A 23,568-nucleotide genomic window follows, 5' to 3' on the forward strand; every position below is an offset into this window, starting at 1 on the left:
TACAATTTATACTATGATAAAGATATTAACAGAAGATCGTATAAACATGAGGGATGATGAACATGAAATTTACAAAGATTCTTGTCCAAATTGCTGCTCTTTATGTGCTTTATATGGTTGGAACTTGGCTGCAAGAAATGTTAAATATTCCGATTCCAGGAAGCTTAATTGGGATGTTTCTTTTACTTGTTTTACTTAGCCTAAAGGTTCTTCCAGTGAAATGGTTTGATTTAGGAGCAGAAACACTCGTTGCTATTATGCCGTTTTTATTAATTCCGCCAACGCTTGGCCTAATGGATTACGGTGCCTTTTTTATGAGTAAGGGAATTTCTCTTTTTATTACAGTTGTAGCGAGTACGTTTTTAATTATTATTGTCGCAGGGCATACAGGACAGTATCTTGCGAATAGAAAGGAAAAAGAGACACAATGAGCCAAATATTAATCGGAATTGGTTGGGTTCTTTTTACGGTGCTATTATATCAATTATCTAAAAAAATCTATAAATTATTTCCAACGCCATTTACGATTCCAATGCTTGTAGCGACAGGGTTAATGGCATTCTTATTTATCGTGCTTGATATACCATATCAAAATTATATGGAAAGCGGTGGTGGCTGGATTGAGAAGTTACTCGGACCAGGTGTTGTAGCATTTGCAATCCCGCTTTATAAGCAGCGCCACGTTCTGCAAAAATATGTTGTACCAATTGCTGGTGGTGTACTAGTAGGTACAACAGTTGCGATTGCAAGTGATATGGCTATCGCCACACTTATGGGAACAGATAAAAGTTTAATTTTATCTTCATTACCAAAATCAGTGACAATGCCGGTTGCGATGAGCGTTTCTGAACAAGTTGGTGGAGTTCCATCCTTAACAGCCGCTTTCGTTGTTATTGCAGGTATTACTGGAACGATCACGGGGCCAATTTTGTTAAAATGGAGCCGCGTTACAAACTCAGTTGGTAGAGGTATTGGGTTTGGATGTGCTTCTCACATTATGGGTGTTATGAGGGCGATGAAAAATAACGAGCATGAAGGTGTTATTGGATCGGTAACAATGACATTAACAGCAATTTTAACATGTGTGCTCGGGCCGTTATTTGCAATGATGTTCATGTAATAGAAGAAAAGCGAGAGCGACTCTATAGCTCTCGCTTTTCTATAGGATTTATGCTAACATTTAAACTAACTGAATCTTTGTAGGAGGTACGCCAAGTGCATACGTTTTTATCAGTTTTACTTATTATTGTATCGATTTTAATGATTGTTATGGTACTTATGCAGTCTAGTAATAGCTCAGGACTTTCAGGCGCTATTTCAGGTGGTGCAGAGCAATTGTTTGGTAAGCAAAAAGCACGCGGAATTGAAGCGGTATTAAACCGTATTACAATTATTTTAGCTGTGCTATTCTTCACGCTGACAATTGGTGTTACGTACTTAAATTTATAAAGTGAAGGCTTTTACGGGCGGTTATCTCCCATTTAACTTCCTCGTATTAGCTGAATTACTGCCCGTTAAAGCGGGATAAAATGAAAAGAAGAAGCATTGGCTGATTGTGCTAATGCTTCTTCTTTTTTTATTTTGTTATTTGAAAAAAGTTTCTAATTAGATTATAGAAATATAAATATGGTACACTAGGATATAGAAAGAATACGACTAGATTACAGAAGAGAAAGAGGAGAAGTACATGATGAAATTAGCATCTCCGAAACCATTTACATTTGAAGGTGGAGACCGCGCTGTTTTATTATTACATGGATTCACAGGGAACTCAGCTGACGTACGCATGCTTGGACGTTTTTTAGAGAAGAAAGGCTATACTTGTCATGCGCCAATTTATAAAGGGCACGGTGTACCACCAGAGCAGCTTGTTCATACAGGTCCTGAAGATTGGTGGAAAGATGTAATGAATGCCTACCAGCATTTAAAAGATCAAGGTTACGAGAAAATAGCTGCGGTCGGATTATCTTTAGGCGGAGTATTCTCATTAAAACTTGCTTATACATTACCAATTTTAGGTGTTGTACCAATGTGTGCACCGATGTACATTAAAAGTGAAGAAATTATGTACCAAGGTATATTGGCATATGCCCGCGAATATAAAAAGCGTGAACAAAAATCACCAGAGCGAATTGAGCAGGAAATGTTTGAATTTAAACAGACGCCGATGAATACATTAAAAGCATTACAAGAGTTGATTCGTGACGTACGCAATAATGTTGATATGATCTATGCACCAACATTTGTTGTACAAGCACGCCATGATGAGATGATTAATACAGATAGTGCTAACATTATTTATAACGGTGTAGAATCAACTTTAAAGGACATTAAATGGTATGAAGACTCTACGCATGTCATTACACTTGATAAACAGCGTGAAGAGCTACATGAGGATGTATATAACTTCTTGGAGCAACTAGATTGGTAAGATCTAGTTGCCTCTTTTTTTCATAAGGAATTTTTTGTCCCGCTTTAACGGACGGGCAGGAGATTAACTCCCGTAAAACCAGTGGGATGGACAAAAAAACACTGATAAAAGTTTCACTTTATGAAAACTGTAAAAATCATTAGGGGAGGATTAAAGTTTCGCTTTATACATCCCCCATCTTTCGGATACACTAAATAATATAAGGGTTTAAAGGAGGTATTTTTGCTTGGAAGAAATCATACAAGAACATATTGATAAGTTGTTATTATTTATGAGAGAAGAAGCGTATAAACCGTTAACGATACAAGAATTAGAAGCGGCATTTGGAATTGAAGGTTCTGAAGGCTTTAAGGATTTTGTAAAGGCACTTGTAATGATGGAAGAGAAGGGGCTTGTTATTCGTACACGTAGCAATCGCTATGGTCTTCCTGAAAAGATGAATTTAGTGCGCGGTAGGTTAATCGGACACGCACGTGGCTTTGCTTTCGTCGTGCCAGAAGAGAAGAAAACAGGGGATGATGATCTTTTCATTCCGCCTACAGAATTAAACGGCGCACTTCATGGTGATACAGTATTAGCGCGTGTTAGCTCACAATCAAGTGGATCACGTCAAGAAGGCGCGATTGTTCGTATTTTAGAGCGTGGAACGAAGGAACTAGTTGGTACATATACAGAATCAAAAAACTTTGGATTTGTTATACCTGATAATAAACGCTGGACAAGTGACATTTTTATCTTGAAAAGTGCATCTATGGGCGCTGTAGAAGGTCATAAAGTAGTTGTGAAAATTACGAGCTACCCAGAGAACCGTTTAAGCGCAGAAGGTGAAGTTATTCAAATTCTAGGTCATAAAAATGATCCAGGGGTAGATATTTTATCTGTTATTCATAAACATCATTTACCTTTAGCGTTCCCTGAAGAAGTGATGGAACATGCAAACAGTGTACCAGAAACGATTTCAGAAGAAGATTTAAAAGATCGCCGTGATTTGCGTGATCAAATGATCGTTACAATTGACGGCGCAGATGCGAAGGACTTAGATGACGCAGTTACAGTAACGAAGCTTGAGAACGGAAATTATAAGCTTGGCGTTCATATTGCGGATGTAAGTCATTACGTTCAAGAAGGTTCTCCAATTGATGTGGAAGCAGCAGAGAGAGCAACGAGTGTATATCTTGTTGACCGTGTAATTCCGATGATTCCGCATCGTCTATCTAACGGTATTTGTTCATTAAATCCGAAAGTAGACCGTCTGACACTATCTTGTGAAATGGAAATCAACAATTTAGGTGATGTTGTCAAACACGAGATTTTCCAAAGTGTGATTAAAACGACAGAGCGTATGACGTATGCTGACGTAAGAAGCATTTTAGAAGATGAAGACGAAGAATTAATTAAGCGCTATGAGCCGTTAGTACCGATGTTCAAAGAAATGGGCCAACTAGCTCAGATTTTACGTGAGAAGCGTATGAGACGCGGTGCGATCGACTTTGACTTTAAAGAAGCGAAAGTATTAGTAGATGAAGAAGGAAAACCGACTGACGTTGTAATGCGTGATCGTTCTGTTTCCGAGAAATTAATTGAAGAATTTATGCTTGTTGCGAACGAAACAGTAGCAGAGCACTTCCACTGGATGAACGTACCATTCATGTACCGTGTCCATGAAGATCCGAAAGAAGATAAGCTGGAGCGTTTCTTCGAGTTTGTAACGAACTTCGGATACGCAGTAAAAGGACGTGCGAATGAAATACATCCACGTGCGTTGCAGCAAATTCTTGAAATGGTTCAAGGGCAACCAGAAGAAGTAGTAATCTCAACAGTTATGCTTCGTTCAATGAAGCAAGCACGTTACGATTCGGATAGCTTAGGACATTTCGGTTTATCAACGGAGTTCTATACGCACTTCACATCACCAATTCGTCGTTACCCAGATACGATTGTTCATAGATTGATTCGTGAATACATCATTAACGGTAAAGTCGACAACGAAACACAAGCAAAATGGCGTGAAAACTTACCTGAGATTGCAGAGCACTCTTCTAATATGGAGCGTCGTGCTGTTGAAGCTGAGCGTGAAACAGACGAAATGAAAAAAGCAGAGTATATGGTTGATAAGATCGGTGAAGAGTATGACGGTATGATTAGCTCTGTAACAAACTTCGGTTTATTCGTAGAGCTTCCAAATACTATTGAAGGTCTTGTACACGTTAGCTACTTAACGGATGATTATTACCGCTATGACGAGCAGCATTTCGCAATGATCGGGGAACGTACAGGTAACGTATTCCGCATCGGTGACGAAATTACAATTCGTGTTATTAACGTAAACAAAGACGAGCGCGCAATCGACTTTGAAATCGTTGGCATGAAAGGTACACCGCGCCGTAAGTTCAAAGATCGTCCGGTCGTTATCGAACAGCCAAGAACAGGCAGAAAGAAACGCGGTGGACGTAGCGAACGTAGTAATGAGCGCGGCGGTGAACGTGGCACAGGTAGAAAATTTGACCGTGATGGCAAAGGAAAAGGCAAAGGAAGAGGATCAGCATCCGCATCCGCATCCGCATCCGCTAGTCAGCCAGGGAAAAAAGATGGTAATGGTAAGAAGAAAAAAGGCTTCTTCGAAAATGTACCAGGATTCAAGAAGAAAAAGAAAAAGCGTAAGTAAGAAGAGAGTGGCTTCGCTTTGATGAAAAGCGGGGCTTTTTCTTTTTTGTTGGAATCCAGCTACAGTGGCTAGAATGTTCGGCGGCTTCGCTTCTTCCCCAGAGGCAAAGAGCGCCTCAAGGTCAGAAGCTCCATCCCCCTCACATTCTGAACGAGCCACTTTCGCTTTTTATTGGAATCCAGCTACAGTGGCTAGAATCTATTGGCCATTTCACTCCCTCGTATGAAGCAAAAAGCGCTTCTCTGTCGGGAGCTAGGGTGTCCAAAGATTCTGAGCGAGCCACTTTCGCTTTTTATTAACATTTGTTACAATAGTAAAAATAGAGGAGGGACGTTATATGCCAAAAGGTTCAGGTAAGGTTATTGCACAAAATAAAAAAGCATTTCATGATTATTTCATCGAAGAAACATACGAAGCAGGGCTTGTCCTTCAGGGAACGGAAATTAAGTCGATTCGCGCTGGACGCGTGAACTTGAAAGATGCGTTTGCACGTGTACATAACGGTGAAGTATGGGTTCATAATATGCATATTAGTACGTATGAACAGGGGAATCGTTTCAATCATGATCCACTTCGTACGAGAAAATTACTTCTTCATAAAAAAGAAATTGATAAGCTAGCGGGAGCTGCAAAAGAAACAGGATATTCATTAGTTCCACTTAGAATCTATTTGAAAAATGGATTTGCTAAAATGGCACTTGGTTTAGCAAAAGGTAAGAAGCAATTTGATAAGCGTCACGATTTAAAAGAGAAAGAAGCTAAACGTGAAATTGCACGCGCGTTCCGCGATCGTCAAAAGATGTAATACAGATATTTACATTTGTAAAACGGCACGCGTATGTTATAATAACTTATGTAAGATTGTTGCACATTGAAAAACAGCTCTTAGTAGCTATCACGATATTTCTTCGTATGCTCCATTTCTATCATGGGGACGTTACGGATTCGACAGGGATAGTTCGAGCTTAGGTTGCGAGTCGAGGGGATCGGCCTCGTTAAAACGTCAAAGCCTATAATTGGCAAACAAAACAATCTTTCTTTAGCTGCTTAATTGCACTAAAGGTTCCTCCCTCCATCGTCCATGTGGTAGGGTAAGGGACTCAAACTAAGTGGACTACGCCGGAGTTCGCCGTCTGAGGGCGAAGGAAGAGAACAATCAGACTAGCAACTTGGAAGCCTGTCGATAGGCCGAAGAGTTCGCGAAATGCTAATATATCGACTACACTCGTAGAAGCTTAAGTGCCGATATTTTTGGACGTGGGTTCGACTCCCACCGTCTCCACCAATACATATTTGGTGGTTTTTTTATTTTTGTATATAACAAGAAGCATAAGATGGCCGTTTTGGCCAACTTATGCTTCTTTTAGTTTATGGCCAACTTATGCTTCTTGATTTGGAAATTTAAGATAATTCCAATATCTCGGCTGTCCCCCTAAAAAATCGACACAAAAATTAAAGCGCTTGCATAATTAAAAATCCGAGTTATAATACTTGTATACAAGTATACTTGATTAACATGAGAAGGTGACGTTATGACGGAATCAATGGAATTTCTTTATCCTGAAAAATGGCTTTCAAAAGCTTCTACGGGTGATCGTGTTGCGAGCGAACTTAGAATGCGTATTATTGCAGGTAAAATTGAAAACGGTACCATTCTATCAGAAAATAAATTAGCTGCCGATTTTTCTGTAAGTCGGTCACCTGTTCGTGAAGCATTAAAAGTACTGGCCTCAGAAAATATCATTCGCTTAGAAAGAATGGGCGCAGTTGTCATCGGTTTAACCGAAAAAGAAATTGAAGAAATATACGATGTTCGTTTACTCATAGAAACGTTTATCTTTGAACGGCTTGTAAAAATGGACACGAATGAGTTAGTAAAGGAACTGAATAAAATTATAGAAATGATGAAAATCGCCATTAAATATCATGATGCTGATGAGTTTTCTTATCAAGATGTCTTATTCCATGAAACGATTATTCGCACTATTCATCATTCCCATATCCTGATGATGTGGAATAATTTAAAGCCTGTTATGGAAAGCTTAATCCTTTTATCAATGCGTACCCGTTTCAAGGAAAAATACGAAGACTTTGAACGGATTATCAAAAATCATGAGCTTTATATAAAAGCGATTGAATCAAAAGATCGAGCCCTCATGATTGAGGCCTTACATCAAAACTTTGATGATGTTCAAGGGAAAGTTGAAGATTTCTGGATGTCACAACAAATGTTATCTAAAGGAGTAGAGTAAGAACATGAGTAGCTATATGTTAGGTATAGATATCGGTACAACAAGTACCAAAGCAGTATTATTTACTGAAAAAGGCGAAGTCGTCCAAACAGAGAATATTGGTTACCCACTTCGCACACCGGATATATCCACAGCGGAACAAGATCCAGAAGAGATTTTTCAAGCTGTTTTGCGAGCAATTTCAAATATAACGAGACATCATTCAGATAAAAAACCATCGTTTATTTCATTTAGTAGCGCCATGCACAGTGTCATTGCCATGGATGAAAATGACCATCCGCTGACACCTTGTATCACCTGGGCAGATAATCGCAGTGAGGCATGGGCACATAAAATCAAAGATGAACTGAATGGCCATGAAGTTTATAGACGAACAGGAACACCCATTCACCCCATGTCACCATTAAGTAAAATTACTTGGCTTGTGAATGACCATCCTGAAATCGCAGTCAAAACGAAAAAATATATCGGAATAAAAGAATATATCTTTAAAAAATTCTTTGATCAATATGTTGTGGATCACTCCCTTGCTTCATGCATGGGGATGATGAATCTACAAACACTAGATTGGGATGAAGAAGCTTTAAAAATTGCTGGTGTAACACCTGCTCAATTATCTGAGCTCGTACCAACCACCCAAATATTTAGCAACTGCAATCCGGATTTAGCTAAAAAGATTGGTATCGATTCACAAACACCGTTTGTCATTGGTGCCAGTGATGGAGTGCTTTCTAATCTAGGTGTGAATGCAATTAGAAAAGGCGAGATTGCAGTCACAATCGGGACAAGTGGTGCCATTCGAACCATCATTGACAAGCCGCAAACAGATGAAAAAGGAAGAATATTCTGCTATGCCTTAACGGAAAAACATTGGGTAATTGGTGGACCGGTAAACAATGGAGGGATGGTCCTTCGCTGGATTCGCGATGAACTTGCTTCATCAGAAGTAGAAACTGCGAAAAGACTAGGAATTGATCCATACGATGTATTAACCAAAATTGCTGAACGAGTGAGACCTGGCGCAGACGGATTATTATTCCATCCATACCTCGCAGGTGAACGTGCGCCATTATGGAATCCAGACGTACGTGGCTCATTCTTTGGCTTAACTATGTCACATAAGAAGGAACATATGATTCGTGCAGCCTTAGAAGGCGTTATTTATAATTTATACACCGTATTTTTAGCATTAATTGAATGCATGGACGGCCCTGTGACCCGCATTCAAGCAACAGGAGGCTTCGCAAGGTCTGACGTTTGGCGACAAATGATGTCCGATATTTTCTCATCTGAAGTCGTTGTTCCAAAAAGCTACGAAAGCTCCTGTCTAGGTGCATGTATATTAGGTCTCTATGCTACAGGAAAAATTGATTCTTTTGAAATCGTTTCGGAAATGGTTGGCAGCACATACAAACACACACCGAAAGAAGAAGCAACAAAAGAATATAGACAATTACTACCGATATTTATCAACCTATCAAGAGTATTAGAAGACGATTATACACGAATTGCTAATTATCAAAGAAATTTAATAAAGTAAAACTTTCATCAGTGATCCCCACGCCTCGTCTCTCTTTACATTTTGAGGTTGGGGGTTACTACCAAAAAAATAGGGGATAAACACAAATACAGCTAATATTAGGGGGGAATTACGATGCCATTAGTCATTGTAGCCATTGGGATTTTAGCATTACTTTTACTGATAATGCGCTTTAAATTAAATACCTTTATTTCATTAATCATTGTATCGTTCGGTGTTGCTTTAGCACTTGGAATGCCGCCAGAAAAAATTGTTAAAACCATTGAAGCAGGATTAGGCGGAACACTTGGTCATTTAGCTCTCGTTTTTGGACTTGGTGCGATGTTAGGTAAGTTGCTTTCAGATTCTGGGGGCGCACAACGCATTGCCATGACCCTTGTGAAGAAATTCGGTGAAAAGAACATTCAATGGGCTGTTGTGACTGCCTCATTTATTATCGGTATTGCATTATTTTTTGAAGTAGGATTAGTATTATTAATTCCGATTGTATTTGCTATTTCAAGAGAATTAAAAGTTTCTATCTTATATCTCGGTATACCGATGGCAGCAGCTTTATCTGTAACACACGGATTTTTACCGCCACACCCAGGACCAACTGCTATCGCTGGTGAGTTACATGCAAACATCGGTGAAGTATTACTTTATGGTTTTATGATAGCGGTTCCAACAGTTATTTTAGCTGGCCCTGTATTTACTAAAATTGCAAAAAAACTAGTACCTGAAGCATTCACAAAAACTGGTAATATCAAATCTTTAGGCGAGCAGAGAGTATTTAAACTTGAAGAAACTCCTGGCTTTGGAATCAGTGTTTTTACCGCTTTACTGCCTGTTATTTTAATGGCAATCGCTACAATTATTACTTTGCTGCAAAAAACAATAGGATTTAAAGATAATAGTTTACTAGCAGCGATCCAGTTTATTGGGAATGCGGATACTGCCATGTTGATATCCTTATTAGTTGCGATCTATACAATGGGATTGGCAAGAAATATTCCAATCAAAAACGTGATGGAATCTTGTACAGCAGCGATCTCAAATATTGGGATGATGCTCTTAATTATTGGCGGAGGCGGAGCCTTCAAACAAGTATTAATTGATGGCGGCGTTGGTAACTATGTAGCCGAATTATTCAAAGGAACTTCATTATCACCGATCTTGCTCGCATGGATTATCGCTGCCATCTTGCGTATTTCATTAGGGTCTGCTACGGTTGCTTCATTAACAACTGTCGGTTTAGTGATCCCGATGTTAGGTCACTCTGACGTTAACCTTGCTTTAGTTGTCCTTGCAACAGGAGCTGGTAGTTTAATTGCTTCACACGTGAACGATGCGGGTTTCTGGATGTTCAAAGAGTACTTTGGTTTAAGCATGAAAGAAACATTTGCAACATGGACCTTGCTTGAGACTATCATTTCCGTAGCCGGATTAGGATTTACTTTATTACTAAGCTTATTTGTATAGACCTTTCTAGACAGTAAAAGGGGTACGGAAGTTGGATGATGTGATTTTTTATGATTAATTGATAAGGATGGAAGTTTCTCTTTATTTTTTAACTTGATGACGATGTGCCGTGTTCCCATGACCTTTTGCACGCATTTTGGCGGAGAATATTGAAATGAATAAGATGGATTATTTGATTAAAGTTTTACTTTAGGTATATATACTATAATATAGACAGAGTAACATGCATAGAAAGGAACGATGAAATATGCCAAAGCAACAAATTGGAGTTGTTGGTGTGGGCGTTATGGGAAAAAGCCTCGCACTTAACTTTGAAAGTAAAGGGTATTCTGTTGCCCTATATGATATTTCAAAGGAAAAAGTAAATGAAATTATTGAGGAAAACCGTGGTAAAAACATGGTTGGTACTCATGTGGTTGAAGATTTTGTTAACTCACTTGAATCACCTCGAAAAATTTTGTTAATGGTTAATGCAGGGGAAATTACAGATAAGGCGATTGATTCTCTGCTTCCTCACCTCGATAAAGGTGATATTTTAATTGACGGCGGTAATACATACTTTGTCGATACAATTCGCCGAAACAAACGTCTTGCCGAAGAAGGAATCAATTTCATTGGAGCAGGTGTGTCAGGCGGAGAAGAGGGTGCATTGAAGGGACCGTCTATTATGCCGGGCGGACAGAAGGCTGCATACGAAAAAGTGAAGGATATGCTTGAAAATATCTCTGCAAAAGTGAATGACGAGCCTTGCTGTTCTTATATCGGACCTAATGGAGCGGGCCACTATGTAAAGATGGTTCACAACGGTATTGAGTATGGAGATATGCAATTAATTTGTGAAGCATATTTCTTCTTGAAACAAACACTTGATTTGACTGCAGAAGAGTTTCATGAAATATTTGCTGAATGGAATAAGGGCGAACTGAACAGTTATCTAATCGAGATTACAGCAGACATTTTCACGAAGAAAGATGAAGAAACTGGAAAGCCATTAGTGGATGTTATTCTTGATACTGCCGGACAAAAGGGCACAGGGAAATGGACAAGTCAAAGTGCACTTGATTTAGGTATTTCTCTTCCGATTATCACAGAATCTGTATTCGCACGTTGTATTTCTGCTTTAAAAGAAGAGCGTGTGCATGCAAGCAAATTATTATCTGGCCCTAAAGATAAACCAGCGCTTGGAATTGAAAAAGCAGAATTAATTGAAGCAGTGCGCCAAGCTTTATATATGAGTAAAATTTGTTCTTATGCGCAAGGATTCACGCAATTAAAGGCAGCTTCTGAGGAATATGACTGGAACCTTGATTTTGGTAGCATTTCTATGCTTTGGAGAGGCGGATGTATTATTCGTGCAGCCTTTTTAGAGAACATTAAAGAAGCTTATGAGAAGAACACTGACTTACCGAATCTTTTACTTGACCCATACTTTAAAGAAATTGTGGAGTCATACCAAGGCGGATTACGTCAAATTATCTCATTGGCTGTACAACAAGGTATTCCGGTACCTGCATTTTCAGCAGCGATTTCTTACTATGACAGCTATCGTACTGCAACACTACCTGCAAACTTGTTACAAGCGCAGCGCGATTATTTTGGAGCACATACGTATAAACGAGTAGATAAAGAAGGTACATTCCATACGAAATGGATATAAAATAAAAAATGGACCAAGATTTCAATCTTGGTCCATTTTTTTATTCTGCATTAACGGGCAGTTTCATTTTATTGAAATAATAACACACGCGCTGGTGCTGCATCTGTACCCATTAGTTTTAATGGGGCTGCGACCATAAAGTATGTTCCTGCTTCTACTTCTTTAAATGTTAATCCTTCGATTACAATAATATCGTGTGCAAATAGTGTTTTATGAGTTGGATGGCCTTCTTGTGCACGTTCAACACCTAATGCATCAATACCAACACCGCGAATGCCTTTTTCAGCAAGTAGCTTCGCACCGCTTTCAGCTAAATAAATAAAATCAAAGTTAAATCCTTCATCAAAGGAGTTCTTTGTTTTAAATAAGACAAAATCACTTTTTTGAATATCAAAATCTTTCAGGTCTTCAGCAGTAATACCGCCTTCAACATGTGTCAGGTCAAAAACCTTTGTTTCGCCCACCAATTTCTCGATATCAAGTGTTTCAAACGTGTCTCCGTCATTGATCATATGTAAAGGCGCATCAATATGCGTTCCTGTATGAGCATCCATTTTTAATGTGGATTCTGTTACATGACCGTTTGTAACTTTAGAAAGTTGAGGTTGTTTTTCCGGTTTATTTTTATATACAGGCATTCCTTCGTAAATAGGTACTGTAATGTCATATACTTTTTTCATAAAAATTCTCCTTTTGCTTTTGCTATGATTAGATTGAGTAGTCACTATCATCTGAAATTGGCCACCAATGGAAGCTGTTTTCTGCAAGTAAATCATCTGAAGCTTGAGGTCCCATTGATCCTGATTCATAAGTAAGTAAATCGGTTGATACATCCTGTTTCCATGCTTTAGAAATAACATCAACAAATTTCCATGATAACGCTACTTCATCCCAGTGAGTAAAGTTTGTTGCATCGCCTTGAATTGCATCATATATCAGCTTCTCATAAGCTTCTGGTGTATTTACTCCGTCTACGCAGTCATTGCAGTAATCAAGTTTAAATGGTTTCGTCTTTTCAGAAGTACCGATTTTCTTACCATTTAAAACAAGAGAAATTCCTTCATCCGGCTGAATATGAATAATAAGCAGGTTCGGATGAACGCTGTTTTCTGATTTAGAATATAAATTCATTGGCAATTCTTTAAACTGAATAACGATTTTTGTTGATTTCTCTTGCATGCGTTTACCTGTACGAATGTAGATCGGCACACCAGCCCAGCGGAAATTATCTATTAATAATTTACCCGCCACAAATGTTTCCGTTCTTGAGTTTGGATCCACTTTATTTTCGCTTCTGTACCCAGGAACTTCTTTTCCGTTGATTGCTCCTGGACCATACTGACTTCGCACAAAATATTGATCCACTTCGTCTACTGCTATTGGTCGAAGTGAACGTAATGCTTTAATTTTTTCGCTTCGGATTTCTTCTGTTGTTAAACGAATTGGCGGTTCCATTGCCAGTAAAGCAACCATTTGTAACATATGGTTTTGTATCATATCTCTTAAGGCACCGGAATTGTCATAGTACCCGCCGCGATCTTCTACACCTAAAGATTCACTGGATGTAATTTGAATATTAGAGATGTATCTATTATTCCACAATGATTCAAATATTGCGTTTGCAAAACGAATAACGCCAATGTTTTGAACCATTTCTTTTCCTAGATAATGGTCAATACGATAAATTTCATCTTCCGCAAATGCGTGACGAAGTTCTTCATTTAATTTTTGTGCGGATGGCAAGTCATGTCCAAAAGGCTTTTCGATAATCAATCGATTCCAGCCGCTTGAGTTTGTCACGCCCTCTGATTTCAAGTAAGAAGCAATTGTTCCAAAGAATTCAGGAGCCATCGCCATATAAAACATTCTGTTTCCTGGAATATTGAATTGTTCTTCAAGGTTAGTAATTAATGCATTCAAATCTTGGTATGAAGCAGTATTCGTAACATCAAACGCTAAGTAGCGGAAATGAGTTAAAAATTCATCTAAATCATTCCCTGGTTCAATTTTTGATTCTTGAATAGAGGTTAATACATTTTCACGAAATACATCGTCACTCCATTCACGTCTCGCTACACCAACAACAGCAAAATTTTTAGAGAGCTGCCCTTTTTTATATAGGCTATATATAGAAGGAAATAATTTTCTCTTCGCTAAATCTCCTGTTGCTCCAAATATAACCATAGTGCAATATGTATTGTTGTTATTGTTCACTGGGTACCCTCACCTTTATTAATGTATATTGAATAGTATCTCACAAAATTTTAACACAATTTGCAAGAAGTCTCCTACTTTTAAGTATGTGTAGGAAAGCAGAAATAAATCTTTTATTAAGGCGAAGGCTATAGAAAATCAAAAGAAAAAGCACGAAATCATCTCTACCATGTAATTGTAAACATAAAGTAACTCCAAAATATACAATAAAAGTTGATTTTGAGGTTATTTTTTGTTTACTTCACTTTTTTCGGCACTCTGCAACTAGATGGTAAATTCTTTGACCAACATGAAGCGTATTTTCAAGCTTCATCATTACATTACGCTCCGCTTGTTTTTTAATGTATTTTTGTGAATGTCTGTGATTAACTTTTAGAGTAATAACATTTTGTTATATAAATTCATATATATTATGATCGGAAGGCATAATTGAATAAATTAGAGAATCCGTAAAGTATGAAATAAACATAAAGTAAACCAGCTACGTTTGTAGCTGGTTTATTTTATGTTGTGTCTGTTTTTTACACTGAATATGAATTAAGAAGTTGTCTTATTTGTTCTAGAAAATAATGATGGTGTATATTATTTTTTGATACTCGACTAGCCATAATAACTCCCTGCATAGAAGAAGAAGAAAATCATTTAGAGAACCCGAAGGAAGAAAAGCCTGAGGTAAAAGAAGAGGTAAAACCTTCAGAGAACCCAAAAGAAGAAAAACAAACACCTGAAAAATCAGAAGGGGCTGGAAAACAGTTACCGCAGACTGGTGGTCATAAAGCATATGAACCATTTTTAGGTGGAGTTTTGATTGTATTTGGATTACTGATGTTAGTGATGAATAAAAGAAGATATAATTAAGGGAAATTGGTTTTTAAAACAGACTGTTATAGGAACATAACGGTCTGTTTTTGTGTTTGGGAGTAATAGAATAAAAACCATAACTTTGCCAAAGTGGCGAGGTTATGGTTTTTTTGTTTGAGGCTTTCCTCAATCGATATATTTTTTAGTAATTATATGATTACTATTACATGTCTGTTGACTCAATTTCTGTTACTTCCTTTGTTTTTGGGTCTATCGCAAACCATCCAATTAACATTGTACCACCAGTGTGACCGACGAATTCTGGATTATTTCTTGCGGTATATTTTTCTCTTCCATCTTTCGTTTTCCCGTAATTTTTTATATTGATTAATTCAGGTGGATTCATACCAAGGAAATTAGCTATTAATTTTCTAGCGTCTGTGTCTGTAATGGTGCTTGTTACTTCCGGTTCAGACTTTTCCACAGGTTTAGACTGGTCTTGTTGTTGCGGCTGTGTAGCTTCTTTTTTGTCAGTAATGTTCCCTGCTTCTTTTGGTTCAGATTTTTCCACAGGCTTAGACTGGTCTTGTTGTTGTGGTTGTGGTTGTGTAGTTTCTTTTTTGTTAGTAATGTTCCCTGTTTCTTTTGGCTCAGATTTTTCCACAGGCTTAGACTGATCTTGTTGTTGCGGCTGTGTAGCTTCTTCTTTGTCAGTAATGTTCCCTGTTTCTTTTGGCTCAGATTTTTCCACAGGTTTAGACTGATCTTGTTGTTGTGTAGCTGTTTCTTCTTTGTCAGTAATGTTTCCTGTTTCTTTTGGCTCAGATTTTTCCACAGGCTTAGATTGATCTTGTTGTTGCGGTTGTGTAGCTGTTTCTTCTTTATTACTACAGGCAACTAATAAACTAACAGATAAAGAAATTGTAATAAGTGCTGTTCCTACTTTTTTTAACATTTATACCATGCCCCCTATAGTATAATTATACATTATTTACATAAAAATGTAAGTCTGAAAAATTTTTATAAATAATAGGATAGGTGAGAATACAGTAATGGTTTTCTCCGCCTTTCTTTTTATCCCGCTATTTGTGGGCAGTAAAACTCCCGCCTCAAAATTCAGTTGGAGCAAAGAAGTTAGGTGGGATTCGGGCTGCCTGTAAACGCCCAATTGGTGTGGGCTAATAATTAGTGGGGATGGACACCCCCCACTGATTATAATTTTGCTATAATAAATAAGTATTTACATGAAGGGAAGTGTGGAAGTGAAATTTAATATCGATCATTATATTGCCAGTGTTTTGCAGTGGATATTGAATATAGCATTAATCATATTATCCATTGTCTTATCTATCTTTTTAATTAATGAGACAATCACATTTATTCAATACATATTTTCAGCGAAGAAATATACATCGTATAAATTAGTTGAAAGTATCATCGTATATTTCTTATACTTTGAGTTTATCGCATTAATCATTAAGTATTTCAAATCGAATTACCATTTTCCGTTACGCTATTTTATTTATATCGGGATTACGGCTTTAATCCGATTAATTATCGTGTCTCACGATGAACCGTTTGAGACGTTGTTATATGCAGGATCCATTCTTGTTTTAGTTATTGCTTTATACATATCAAATTTGAGAGATTTGAGAAAAGAGTAGTAGTGTGGACATAAGTTTGCACTATTTTTTTACATCTTGACCTTCAAGTTGCTTGAAAGTTTACAATGTAAATAGGGCGTTTGAAATTGAAAAAAATTGAGAAATTAAGTGAAGAGGTTTCTTTTACTTGGAGGTTATAGGAATGAATCAGGAGTTGAAATTACGTCCATTAGAACGAGAAGATTTGAAGTTCGTACATGAGCTTAATAATAATGCACATATTATGTCTTATTGGTTTGAAGAGCCGTACGAGGCATTTGTAGAACTACAGGATTTATATGATAAACATATACACGATCAAAGTGAACGCCGATTTATTGTGGAGAAAGATAATGAGATGGTTGGATTGGTCGAGTTAGTAGAAATAGATTATATTCACCGTAGAACAGAATTCCAAATTATTATTGACCCGAATTATCAAGGTCATGGATATGCAGCGGAAGCGACACGTTTGGCGATGGATTACGCTTTTTCTGTGTTAAATATGCATAAACTCTATTTAGTTGTTGATAAAGTGAATGAAAAGGCTGTACATGTTTATAAAAAGGTTGGGTTTGCAGTTGAAGGTGAGCTGCAAGATGAGTTTTTCGTTGACGGTAACTACCATAATGCGATAAGAATGTGTATGTTCCAAAAAGCGTATTTTGGATCCAAATAATTGAGTGAAGAGGCTATAGACAATGATTTGTCTGTAGTTTTTTTTATTGTGATAAACAGTAAATGTTTATTGTAAAACGATAAAAAATTGTTGACTTATAATGTGAATGAATCTATTATGAGGGTAGTAAGAATAGTGAAAAGGAATACAAAAAAATTAATTATGAAATTGAAGGAGAATATATTATGAAAAATAAATTTTTATTAGCCTCTAGTCCAATATTTTTAGGAGTGTTATGTATCATTATGTTTAATATAATTGGTTCCGAAGTGAAGCCGGATGGAACTTTAGTGGAACCATTTTTCTTAATTCCATTAGCTTATTTATTTGTTTTCATTGGAATTATTGCGATTTTATTCGTGGCTATTTTGTCGGTGTTTCGAAAAAATAAAGCATAATAAAGTGAAAAGACCNNGGTCTTTTCACTTTATTATGAAGTAGTCGCTTTTTTATATTCCACCGAGTTTCATTCCAAGGAATGCGAAGAGGATGCCAACTATGTAAGTAGTACTTATATATATAAGAAATGTACCAAACTTTTTACGCTTGAAAAGCTGGATTGACTCTAACTTAAACGTCGAAAATGTCGTAAATGCTCCCATAAAACCCGTACCTAATAAAAGTTGCCAGCCTGTAGATATTCCTACTCCAATTATATACCCGAGTAAAAAAGCACCTGTTATATTAATGAGGAATGTAGCAATTGGAAATGCAGTTGGATAATTATTTTTAAACCAATTGCTAATTGCAAAGCGTGTAATCGCACCGAAGAATCCTCCAGTTGCCACTAAGAAGACTTCTATCATGAGTAATCACCTTCCGTAAGCTGTTTCTTAATTAAGGAATCTCCAAGTGTATAGCCAAGGCCAGACATAATGAGACCACCGAGTATGCTACATGATACATATAAGAAGGCCATGCTCCATTCGGAATGATTGATTAATTGTACAGTTTCTACACTGAATGTTGAAAACGTTGTAAACGAGCCGATAAATCCGGTTCCGATTCCGGTGATTATTTCAGAAGGAAGGATATTTAGACGAGAAATGTAAGTTGTCAGCCATGCCAATAAGAAGCAGCCGATCAAGTTAATAAGTAATGTAGCTAATGGAAACGAATGATGCCAAAATACATGAATATTAAGACCTAAATAATAACGGGAAAGGGCTCCTAATATACCGGCTATACCAACGATAATATAAATCAATTTCCTCACCTCTTACATAGTTTGTTCAAAAAAATAGACTCCTACCAGCAAGTATACTGATAGGAGTCATTAGCTAAATAGCAGTTGTGGCGAACTCCATCGCCTATGATTATTACATATAGTGTACTAAATCTTGCCGTTAAATTTCAATGAAAATTTCGAGGTGATTACAACTTATATAAATTGCTTAAAACCTAAATATAATGATGTGATTTTTTTAGTGTGGTAAAATATTTCTTGCGTTTGTCATTTTGTTATAATTAACTGAAAATAAAGAAGAATGAATTGTGTTTCTAGAAAAGGGGTCGTTTGTTTGAAGAAGTTTTTAAAAGTAATACTTATATTCATTTTAGTAGGAGCAGGCATTTTAGGTGGATTTTTAGGATATATGACACTTACAAAAGAACAGCCGGCTGATGTTATAAGTTTGAAGATGGAAAACAATAAGGAGCGCGTATTAGAGCAAGGAAATGAATTTAAAGTCACGACATTCAATATTGGCTATGCTGGATTAGATAAGGATCAAGATTTCTTTATGGATGGGGGAAAGGGATCTGGTTCAAGTAGTAAAGAACAGACTGAAGTTAACTTAAAGAATATGCTTTCGTTTTTACAAAGTGAGAATAGTGATTTTACTTTATTACAAGAAGTAGATATCAAATCGCTTCGTTCATTTGATATAAATGAACATGAATTTTTGAAAAAAGGATTACCTGATTATGCTTCGTCATTCGGAAAGAACTATGATACAAAATGGGTTCCTGTACCAATTACAAGTCCAATGGGATATGCGGAGGCTGGACTAAGTACGTTTTCTAAATATAAAGTTCAAACAGCGAAGAGGTTCCAATTACCAGGAATGGAGCCTTGGCCAAAGCGTTTATTTGATTTAGATCGAGCGATTGTTGAATATAAAATACCGGTTAATAATGGGAAATATGTTAGGCTCGTAAACTTACATTTGTCTGCTTATGATGAAGGTGGAAAAATTAGAAAGCAGCAAGCAGAGTATTTAAAAGAGTATATGAACAAGTATTATCAAAATGGTGATTATGTAATAATGGGCGGAGACTGGAATCAATTAATTTCTAACGCTCAGCTAAGTGATCCGAAATTTGTGAAAGAACGCCCGGAATGGTTAGTAGAGTTGCCGAAAGGTTTTACTGATGGAGGATTTAAGTGGGCTGTAGACCCTTCTGTTATGACTGTGAGGGATGATGTGAAGAAATATGTAGAAGGCGAAAATTTTGTCACAATTATTGATGGTTTTATCGTTTCGCCGAATGTTGAGATTGTAAATGTAAAAGGGACAGACTTGAAGTTTGAAAATAGTGATCACAACCCAGTGAGTGCGGTATTTAAATTGAAGTAATTGATACGTAGAGATTTATGGAATATTTTAAAGAATGTTCCACAAGGTCAGCTAACAAGTAAAATTGTTAGAAGATATTTTAGAAAAATAATATTGTTTTAAAAGGGCACAAATGATGTGCTCTTTTGCATTTAACGAATACTGGGTAGGAATTTAATTGCTTTTCTCCGCGTTTTCTGCCAAGCTTAAGGAGATAAAATACTTCAAAGAAAGAATTATATAGGTGACTTATATGATCGAAGTTAAGACTTCTGAACTTAGTGATGGAGAATTTAATAGAGGTGTATTTGCAACTCGTGATATTAAAAAGGGTGAGTTAATACACGCAGCACCAGTTATCTCTTATCCGAATGAACAGCATGAACACATTGAGAAAACGTTACTTGCTGACTACGCATTTGAGTATGGGATAAATCATACAGCAATTCTTTTAGGCTACGGTATGTTATTTAATCATTCATATACGCCGAATGCAACGTATGATATCGTTTTTGAGAATCATACGTTTAACTTCTTCGCTTATAAGGATATAAAAGCGGGAGAAGAGATCTTAATCAATTATAATGGTGAAGTTGATGATGATGAGCTGTTATGGTTTGATAAAGAAAAAGAAGAGAACGAAAAGTAAATTAACGAGTATAAAAAGAGCGCATTCTGTTGTTGGATGTGCTCTTTTTTTGTTAAAGAAAATAAAGTAAAGATTACAAAAAAATACCACTTTATTTTCGTATGGTATAGTAAGATACTGAGGGATAGTGCTTTGTATAAGGCATATATTTTACAAATTGTTGTCTTTCTGATGACATGTCAAGTTTAGTGGCCTATTTGGGTTGCTTTATTATGCAATATATATTTTAATATGAGTGGCACCTCTTATAATTTAAGAGGTTTATAGGTGTCTCGAATTGATTTTAGGTACACTGTATCTACCACTTTAGGTTTATGTATGTGGGGATATTATGGGCCCGTATAACGGGATAAAAAGATTATAGAAATAGAGGAATCGTAAAATGAATATGCAAGAGGTTTATAAATATTTAAGTACGGTATTGCCTGAAGGTCATGTGAAGCAAGATGAAATGTTAAAGAATCATACGCATATTAAAGTTGGCGGAAAAGCAGATGTGTTCGTTGCGCCTACAAATTATGATGAAATTCAAGAAGTTATCAAGTATGCGAATCAATATAAGATTCCAGTTACGTTTTTAGGAAATGGATCGAATGTCATTATTAAAGATGGTGGTATTCGCGGGATTACAGTAAGTTTAATTCATATTACAGGTGTTACTGTAACAGGAACGACGATTGTAGCGGGGTGTGGTGCAGCAATTATTGATGTATCACGAATTGCATTAGATCACAATTTAACAGGTCTTGAGTTTGCTTGTGGTATTCCAGGTTCAGTTGGTGGAGCATTATATATGAACGCTGGTGCATACGGTGGTGAAGTAGCGTTTGTATTAACGGAAGCTGTTGTAATGACGGGTGATGGAGATTTATGCACTTTAACGAAAGATGAATTTGAATTTGGATATCGTAAGAGTATATTTGCGAACAATCATTACATTATTCTTGAAGCGAAGTTTGAACTTGAAGACGGTGTGCGTGAAGAAATCAAAGAAAAAATGGATGATTTAACGTATAAACGTGAGTCAAAACAGCCTCTAGAATACCCTTCGTGTGGTAGCGTATTTAAGCGCCCACCAAATAACTTTGCTGGTAAGTTAATTCAAGAATCAGGACTACAAGGAAAACGAATCGGTGGTGTAGAAGTTTCAACAAAACATGCTGGATTTATGGTGAATGTTGATAACGGAACGGCACAAGATTACATCGATTTAATTCATTTCGTACAAAAAACAGTTGAAGAGAAATTCGGTGTGAAGTTAGAGAGAGAAGTAAGGATTATTGGAGAAGATAAAGAATAAAGAATAAAGAAATACGTATGAAGATGTGAATTATTTCAAAATAATATTTAGGTATTGTTGACAATTTGTTTGCAATTCAATATAATGACTAGTAATTTAACATATAATATACGTTGAAAGAGCCCAGTAGCAGTTTGTCACTGTTATCAAAGAGAGCTAGGGGTGCTGGAACCTAGCACAAACAAACTTGTGAATTACACTCTGGAGTATCTTAGGTAACGCTAAGCGGATTAGCAATCGATATTATTGCTAAGAGTGGTATGAATAGCTATGCTATTTATACAAACTGGGTGGTAACACGGTGAATAATCGTCCCTATGTCTATCGTAGACATAGGGGCTTTTTTGTTTTTAAAAAATAAAGGGGATGAAATAAGATGAATATCATTGATGAATTAGAGTGGCGCGGCGCTGTGAATCAGCAGACAGATGAAGAAGGTTTACGTAAGTTAGTAGAAGAGAAAAAGATTTCACTATACTGCGGAGTTGATCCGACTGGTGATAGTATGCATATCGGACATTTGATTCCGTTTATGATGATGAAGAGATTCCAGTTAGCTGGCCATCATCCTGTTATTTTAATTGGCGGGGCAACAGGAACAATTGGTGACCCAAGTGGACGTCAATCAGAGCGTCAACTGCAAACGTTAGAAGTAGTACAGCATAATGTGGATGCGTTAACAGCGCAAATGAAAAAGCTATTTGATTTCGGTGGGAATAGCGAAGTGAAGATGGTAAATAACTACGACTGGACACATGAAATAAACATTATTGAGTTTTTACGTGATTACGGCAAAAACTTTAGTATTAATAGCATGTTAGCGAAAGATATTGTAGCAAGTCGTTTAGATACGGGGATCTCTTTCACGGAATTCACGTACCAAATTTTGCAAGCGATGGATTTCCATCATTTATACACGAAAGAAGATGTCCAACTGCAAATTGGTGGTAGTGACCAATGGGGGAATATTACGAGCGGTTTAGATTTAATTCGTAAGCTAGAAGGACATGAGGCGAAAGTATTCGGATTAACAATTCCGTTATTATTAAAATCAGATGGTACGAAATTTGGTAAATCAGCAGGCGGTGCGGTTTGGCTTGATCCTGAAAAAACGACACCGTTTGAATTCTACCAGTTCTGGGTGAATACGGATGATCGTGATGTAGTTAAATACTTGAAATACTTTACGTTCTTAACGAAAGAACGCATAGATGAATTGGCAGCGAAGGTAGAAACAGAGCCTCATAAACGTGAAGCGCAAAAAGTATTAGCGGAAGAAATGACGAAATTCGTTCATGGAGAAGAAGCATTCCTGCAAGCTGTAAAAATTACAGCAGCGTTATTTAGCGGAGATATTAAATCGCTAACAGCTGATGAAATTGAACAAGGCTTTAAAGAAATGCCGACATTCGATTCTTCAAAAGAGAAGAAAAATATTGTAGAGTGGTTAGTTGATTTAGGAATTGAACCATCTAGAAGACAAGCACGTGAGGATATTAATAACGGTGCAATTTCTATGAATGGTGAAAAAGTAACGGATGTAGCTACGGATGTGACTGTAGAAAATTCATTTGATGGAAGATTTATTATTATCCGTAAAGGGAAGAAGAACTACAGTTTAGTGAAATTGGGATAATAGTTTTTGTGAAAGAGTGGAATTCATCTATTTCCACTCTTTTCATATATAATTTCTGTAAAAAAGTCAGTATATTTCGATA

The 23,568-nt window shown here is 36.9% G+C and carries 23 protein-coding genes, 1 other RNA gene, 2 pseudogenes, 1 riboswitch and 1 other annotated feature; of the genes and pseudogenes, 19 read left to right on the forward strand and 7 right to left on the reverse strand.

The genetic code is table 11. The annotated features are described in order from the left end of the window. Window positions 1–62: 62 nt before the first annotated feature. The 11 genes from COI75_RS09305 (at window position 63) to gndA (ending at window position 12,006) form a co-directional block, all read left to right on the forward strand. Window positions 63–431, forward strand: coding sequence for a CidA/LrgA family holin-like protein (locus tag COI75_RS09305; RefSeq protein WP_000673226.1), 369 nt, complete (start codon window positions 63–65; stop codon window positions 429–431). After that, window positions 428–1,120 carry an LrgB family protein gene (locus COI75_RS09310; RefSeq protein ID WP_000078305.1) on the forward strand — a complete coding sequence of 231 codons (693 nt, stop codon included), beginning with the start codon at window positions 428–430 and terminating at the stop codon, window positions 1,118–1,120. Before COI75_RS09305 ends, COI75_RS09310 begins: the two co-directional genes overlap by 4 nt. Before the next feature lie 95 nt (window positions 1,121–1,215). Further along, window positions 1,216–1,449 (forward strand): preprotein translocase subunit SecG, encoded by a 234-nt coding sequence (gene secG / locus COI75_RS09315; protein ID WP_000556761.1) that lies wholly within the window; start codon window positions 1,216–1,218, stop codon window positions 1,447–1,449. A gap of 241 nt (window positions 1,450–1,690) precedes the next feature. Beyond that, entirely contained in the window at window positions 1,691–2,431 is a 741-nt protein-coding gene (locus COI75_RS09320; protein WP_000761988.1) for an alpha/beta hydrolase, read from the forward strand. Window positions 2,432–2,657: 226 nt separating this feature from the next. After that, on the forward strand, window positions 2,658–5,096 hold the full coding sequence (gene rnr / locus COI75_RS09325; RefSeq protein ID WP_000391074.1) for a ribonuclease R: 2,439 nt from the start codon (window positions 2,658–2,660) through the stop codon (window positions 5,094–5,096). A 337-nt stretch (window positions 5,097–5,433) separates the two neighbouring features. Beyond that, window positions 5,434–5,901 carry an SsrA-binding protein gene (smpB, locus tag COI75_RS09330; protein ID WP_001123903.1) on the forward strand — a complete coding sequence of 156 codons (468 nt, stop codon included), beginning with the start codon at window positions 5,434–5,436 and terminating at the stop codon, window positions 5,899–5,901. 125 nt (window positions 5,902–6,026) lie between these two features. Next, window positions 6,027–6,381, forward strand: a transfer-messenger RNA (tmRNA) gene (gene ssrA, locus COI75_RS09335). A 247-nt stretch (window positions 6,382–6,628) separates the two neighbouring features. Then, the gene (locus COI75_RS09340; protein WP_000140394.1) at window positions 6,629–7,348 is read left to right on the forward strand and encodes a GntR family transcriptional regulator; all 720 of its coding nucleotides are present in this window, start codon (window positions 6,629–6,631) and stop codon (window positions 7,346–7,348) included. Between the two features lie 4 nt (window positions 7,349–7,352). Next, window positions 7,353–8,888, forward strand: a complete 1,536-nt coding sequence (gntK, locus tag COI75_RS09345; RefSeq protein ID WP_000100551.1) for a gluconokinase — start codon at window positions 7,353–7,355, stop codon at window positions 8,886–8,888. A 114-nt stretch (window positions 8,889–9,002) separates the two neighbouring features. Then, the gene (gene gntP, locus COI75_RS09350; RefSeq protein ID WP_001131714.1) at window positions 9,003–10,349 is read left to right on the forward strand and encodes a gluconate permease GntP; all 1,347 of its coding nucleotides are present in this window, start codon (window positions 9,003–9,005) and stop codon (window positions 10,347–10,349) included. 247 nt (window positions 10,350–10,596) lie between these two features. Then, window positions 10,597–12,006, forward strand: a complete 1,410-nt coding sequence (gndA, locus tag COI75_RS09355; RefSeq protein ID WP_098448332.1) for an NADP-dependent phosphogluconate dehydrogenase — start codon at window positions 10,597–10,599, stop codon at window positions 12,004–12,006. Between the two features lie 68 nt (window positions 12,007–12,074). Here gndA and COI75_RS09360 read toward each other — a convergent pair whose 3' ends face one another. The 4 genes and pseudogenes from COI75_RS09360 to COI75_RS09370 form a co-directional block, all read right to left on the reverse strand. Next, window positions 12,075–12,686, reverse strand: a complete 612-nt coding sequence (locus COI75_RS09360) for a cyclase family protein (protein WP_000758426.1) — start codon at window positions 12,684–12,686, stop codon at window positions 12,075–12,077. Between the two features lie 28 nt (window positions 12,687–12,714). Continuing rightward, window positions 12,715–14,190, reverse strand: coding sequence for a glucose-6-phosphate dehydrogenase (gene zwf / locus COI75_RS09365; RefSeq protein ID WP_000234253.1), 1,476 nt, complete (start codon window positions 14,188–14,190; stop codon window positions 12,715–12,717). 298 nt (window positions 14,191–14,488) lie between these two features. Next, window positions 14,489–14,572: pseudogene (locus COI75_RS27630) on the reverse strand (GNAT family N-acetyltransferase); the annotation flags it as partial. A 169-nt stretch (window positions 14,573–14,741) separates the two neighbouring features. Continuing rightward, window positions 14,742–14,858: pseudogene (locus COI75_RS09370) on the reverse strand (TetR/AcrR family transcriptional regulator); the annotation flags it as partial. Between COI75_RS09370 and COI75_RS27635 the strand changes: the two are divergent. Continuing rightward, a complete protein-coding gene (locus COI75_RS27635; protein WP_368665678.1) occupies window positions 14,842–15,078 on the forward strand; it encodes an LPXTG cell wall anchor domain-containing protein in 237 nt (78 codons plus the stop codon). The pseudogene COI75_RS09370 and the gene COI75_RS27635 sit on opposite strands and share 17 nt — an antisense overlap. 166 nt (window positions 15,079–15,244) lie before the next feature. On the opposite strand, the gene COI75_RS09380 is transcribed toward COI75_RS27635, so the two are convergent. Continuing rightward, a complete protein-coding gene (locus COI75_RS09380; RefSeq protein WP_000915086.1) occupies window positions 15,245–15,976 on the reverse strand; it encodes a hypothetical protein in 732 nt (243 codons plus the stop codon). A 289-nt stretch (window positions 15,977–16,265) separates the two neighbouring features. On the opposite strand from COI75_RS09380, the gene psiE reads away from it, so the two are divergent. The 3 genes from psiE to COI75_RS09395 all read left to right on the forward strand — a co-directional run bounded on the left by psiE (window position 16,266) and on the right by COI75_RS09395 (window position 17,741). After that, complete coding sequence (gene psiE, locus COI75_RS09385; RefSeq protein ID WP_033657056.1) at window positions 16,266–16,685, forward strand: phosphate-starvation-inducible protein PsiE; 420 nt, start codon at window positions 16,266–16,268, stop codon at window positions 16,683–16,685. A 142-nt stretch (window positions 16,686–16,827) separates the two neighbouring features. Then, complete coding sequence (speG, locus tag COI75_RS09390) at window positions 16,828–17,343, forward strand: spermidine N1-acetyltransferase (RefSeq protein WP_001071082.1); 516 nt, start codon at window positions 16,828–16,830, stop codon at window positions 17,341–17,343. Window positions 17,344–17,528: 185 nt separating this feature from the next. Beyond that, a complete protein-coding gene (locus COI75_RS09395) occupies window positions 17,529–17,741 on the forward strand; it encodes a DUF3955 domain-containing protein (RefSeq protein WP_000790786.1) in 213 nt (70 codons plus the stop codon). Between the two features lie 51 nt (window positions 17,742–17,792). Here the strand turns inward: COI75_RS09395 and crcB (COI75_RS09400) are convergent, their stop codons facing one another. Together crcB (COI75_RS09400) and crcB (COI75_RS09405) are read right to left on the reverse strand one after the other, a co-directional pair. After that, the gene (gene crcB / locus COI75_RS09400) at window positions 17,793–18,149 is read right to left on the reverse strand and encodes a fluoride efflux transporter CrcB (RefSeq protein WP_000573560.1); all 357 of its coding nucleotides are present in this window, start codon (window positions 18,147–18,149) and stop codon (window positions 17,793–17,795) included. Next, window positions 18,146–18,550 (reverse strand): fluoride efflux transporter CrcB, encoded by a 405-nt coding sequence (crcB, locus tag COI75_RS09405; protein WP_000639311.1) that lies wholly within the window; start codon window positions 18,548–18,550, stop codon window positions 18,146–18,148. Before crcB (COI75_RS09405) ends, crcB (COI75_RS09400) begins: the two co-directional genes overlap by 4 nt. Window positions 18,551–18,603: 53 nt before the next feature. Beyond that, a riboswitch (Fluoride riboswitch) is annotated at window positions 18,604–18,663 on the reverse strand. 200 nt (window positions 18,664–18,863) lie between these two features. Here crcB (COI75_RS09405) and COI75_RS09410 point away from each other — a divergent pair. From COI75_RS09410 to tyrS, 4 genes are all read left to right on the forward strand, one after another. Then, on the forward strand, window positions 18,864–19,922 hold the full coding sequence (locus COI75_RS09410) for an endonuclease/exonuclease/phosphatase family protein (protein ID WP_000714063.1): 1,059 nt from the start codon (window positions 18,864–18,866) through the stop codon (window positions 19,920–19,922). A gap of 232 nt (window positions 19,923–20,154) precedes the next feature. Then, window positions 20,155–20,550: an SET domain-containing protein gene (locus tag COI75_RS09415; RefSeq protein WP_000573648.1), complete on the forward strand. Its 396-nt coding sequence runs from the start codon at window positions 20,155–20,157 to the stop codon at window positions 20,548–20,550. Between the two features lie 382 nt (window positions 20,551–20,932). Beyond that, entirely contained in the window at window positions 20,933–21,850 is a 918-nt protein-coding gene (gene murB, locus COI75_RS09420) for a UDP-N-acetylmuramate dehydrogenase (RefSeq protein WP_001057108.1), read from the forward strand. 104 nt (window positions 21,851–21,954) lie between these two features. Next, window positions 21,955–22,170: a binding site (T-box leader), on the forward strand. A gap of 56 nt (window positions 22,171–22,226) precedes the next feature. Continuing rightward, window positions 22,227–23,486: a tyrosine--tRNA ligase gene (gene tyrS, locus COI75_RS09425; protein ID WP_001021103.1), complete on the forward strand. Its 1,260-nt coding sequence runs from the start codon at window positions 22,227–22,229 to the stop codon at window positions 23,484–23,486. Window positions 23,487–23,568: the final 82 nt, after the last annotated feature.

Origin of the sequence: Bacillus cereus, assembly GCF_002564555.1 — a bacterium.
GTDB lineage: Bacteria > Bacillota > Bacilli > Bacillales > Bacillaceae_G > Bacillus_A > Bacillus_A cereus_K.

What these genes read in the sequence shown, in the direction of transcription:
- tyrS (WP_001021103.1), top strand. Translation starts at nt 22,227, where the DNA reads ATGAATATCATTGATGAATTAGAGTGGCGCGGCGCTGTGAATCAGCAG.
- murB (WP_001057108.1), top strand. Translation starts at nt 20,933, where the DNA reads ATGAATATGCAAGAGGTTTATAAATATTTAAGTACGGTATTGCCTGAA.
- psiE (WP_033657056.1), top strand. Translation starts at nt 16,266, where the DNA reads ATGAAGGGAAGTGTGGAAGTGAAATTTAATATCGATCATTATATTGCC.
- COI75_RS09310 (WP_000078305.1), top strand. Translation starts at nt 428, where the DNA reads ATGAGCCAAATATTAATCGGAATTGGTTGGGTTCTTTTTACGGTGCTA.
- gndA (WP_098448332.1), top strand. Translation starts at nt 10,597, where the DNA reads ATGCCAAAGCAACAAATTGGAGTTGTTGGTGTGGGCGTTATGGGAAAA.
- zwf (WP_000234253.1), bottom strand. Translation starts at nt 14,190, where the DNA reads ATGGTTATATTTGGAGCAACAGGAGATTTAGCGAAGAGAAAATTATTT.
- smpB (WP_001123903.1), top strand. Translation starts at nt 5,434, where the DNA reads ATGCCAAAAGGTTCAGGTAAGGTTATTGCACAAAATAAAAAAGCATTT.
- COI75_RS09380 (WP_000915086.1), bottom strand. Translation starts at nt 15,976, where the DNA reads ATGTTAAAAAAAGTAGGAACAGCACTTATTACAATTTCTTTATCTGTT.
- crcB (WP_000573560.1), bottom strand. Translation starts at nt 18,149, where the DNA reads ATGATAGAAGTCTTCTTAGTGGCAACTGGAGGATTCTTCGGTGCGATT.
- gntK (WP_000100551.1), top strand. Translation starts at nt 7,353, where the DNA reads ATGAGTAGCTATATGTTAGGTATAGATATCGGTACAACAAGTACCAAA.
- COI75_RS09320 (WP_000761988.1), top strand. Translation starts at nt 1,691, where the DNA reads ATGAAATTAGCATCTCCGAAACCATTTACATTTGAAGGTGGAGACCGC.
- COI75_RS09395 (WP_000790786.1), top strand. Translation starts at nt 17,529, where the DNA reads ATGAAAAATAAATTTTTATTAGCCTCTAGTCCAATATTTTTAGGAGTG.
- COI75_RS09305 (WP_000673226.1), top strand. Translation starts at nt 63, where the DNA reads ATGAAATTTACAAAGATTCTTGTCCAAATTGCTGCTCTTTATGTGCTT.
- COI75_RS09340 (WP_000140394.1), top strand. Translation starts at nt 6,629, where the DNA reads ATGACGGAATCAATGGAATTTCTTTATCCTGAAAAATGGCTTTCAAAA.
- gntP (WP_001131714.1), top strand. Translation starts at nt 9,003, where the DNA reads ATGCCATTAGTCATTGTAGCCATTGGGATTTTAGCATTACTTTTACTG.
- speG (WP_001071082.1), top strand. Translation starts at nt 16,828, where the DNA reads ATGAATCAGGAGTTGAAATTACGTCCATTAGAACGAGAAGATTTGAAG.
- COI75_RS09360 (WP_000758426.1), bottom strand. Translation starts at nt 12,686, where the DNA reads ATGAAAAAAGTATATGACATTACAGTACCTATTTACGAAGGAATGCCT.
- COI75_RS09415 (WP_000573648.1), top strand. Translation starts at nt 20,155, where the DNA reads ATGATCGAAGTTAAGACTTCTGAACTTAGTGATGGAGAATTTAATAGA.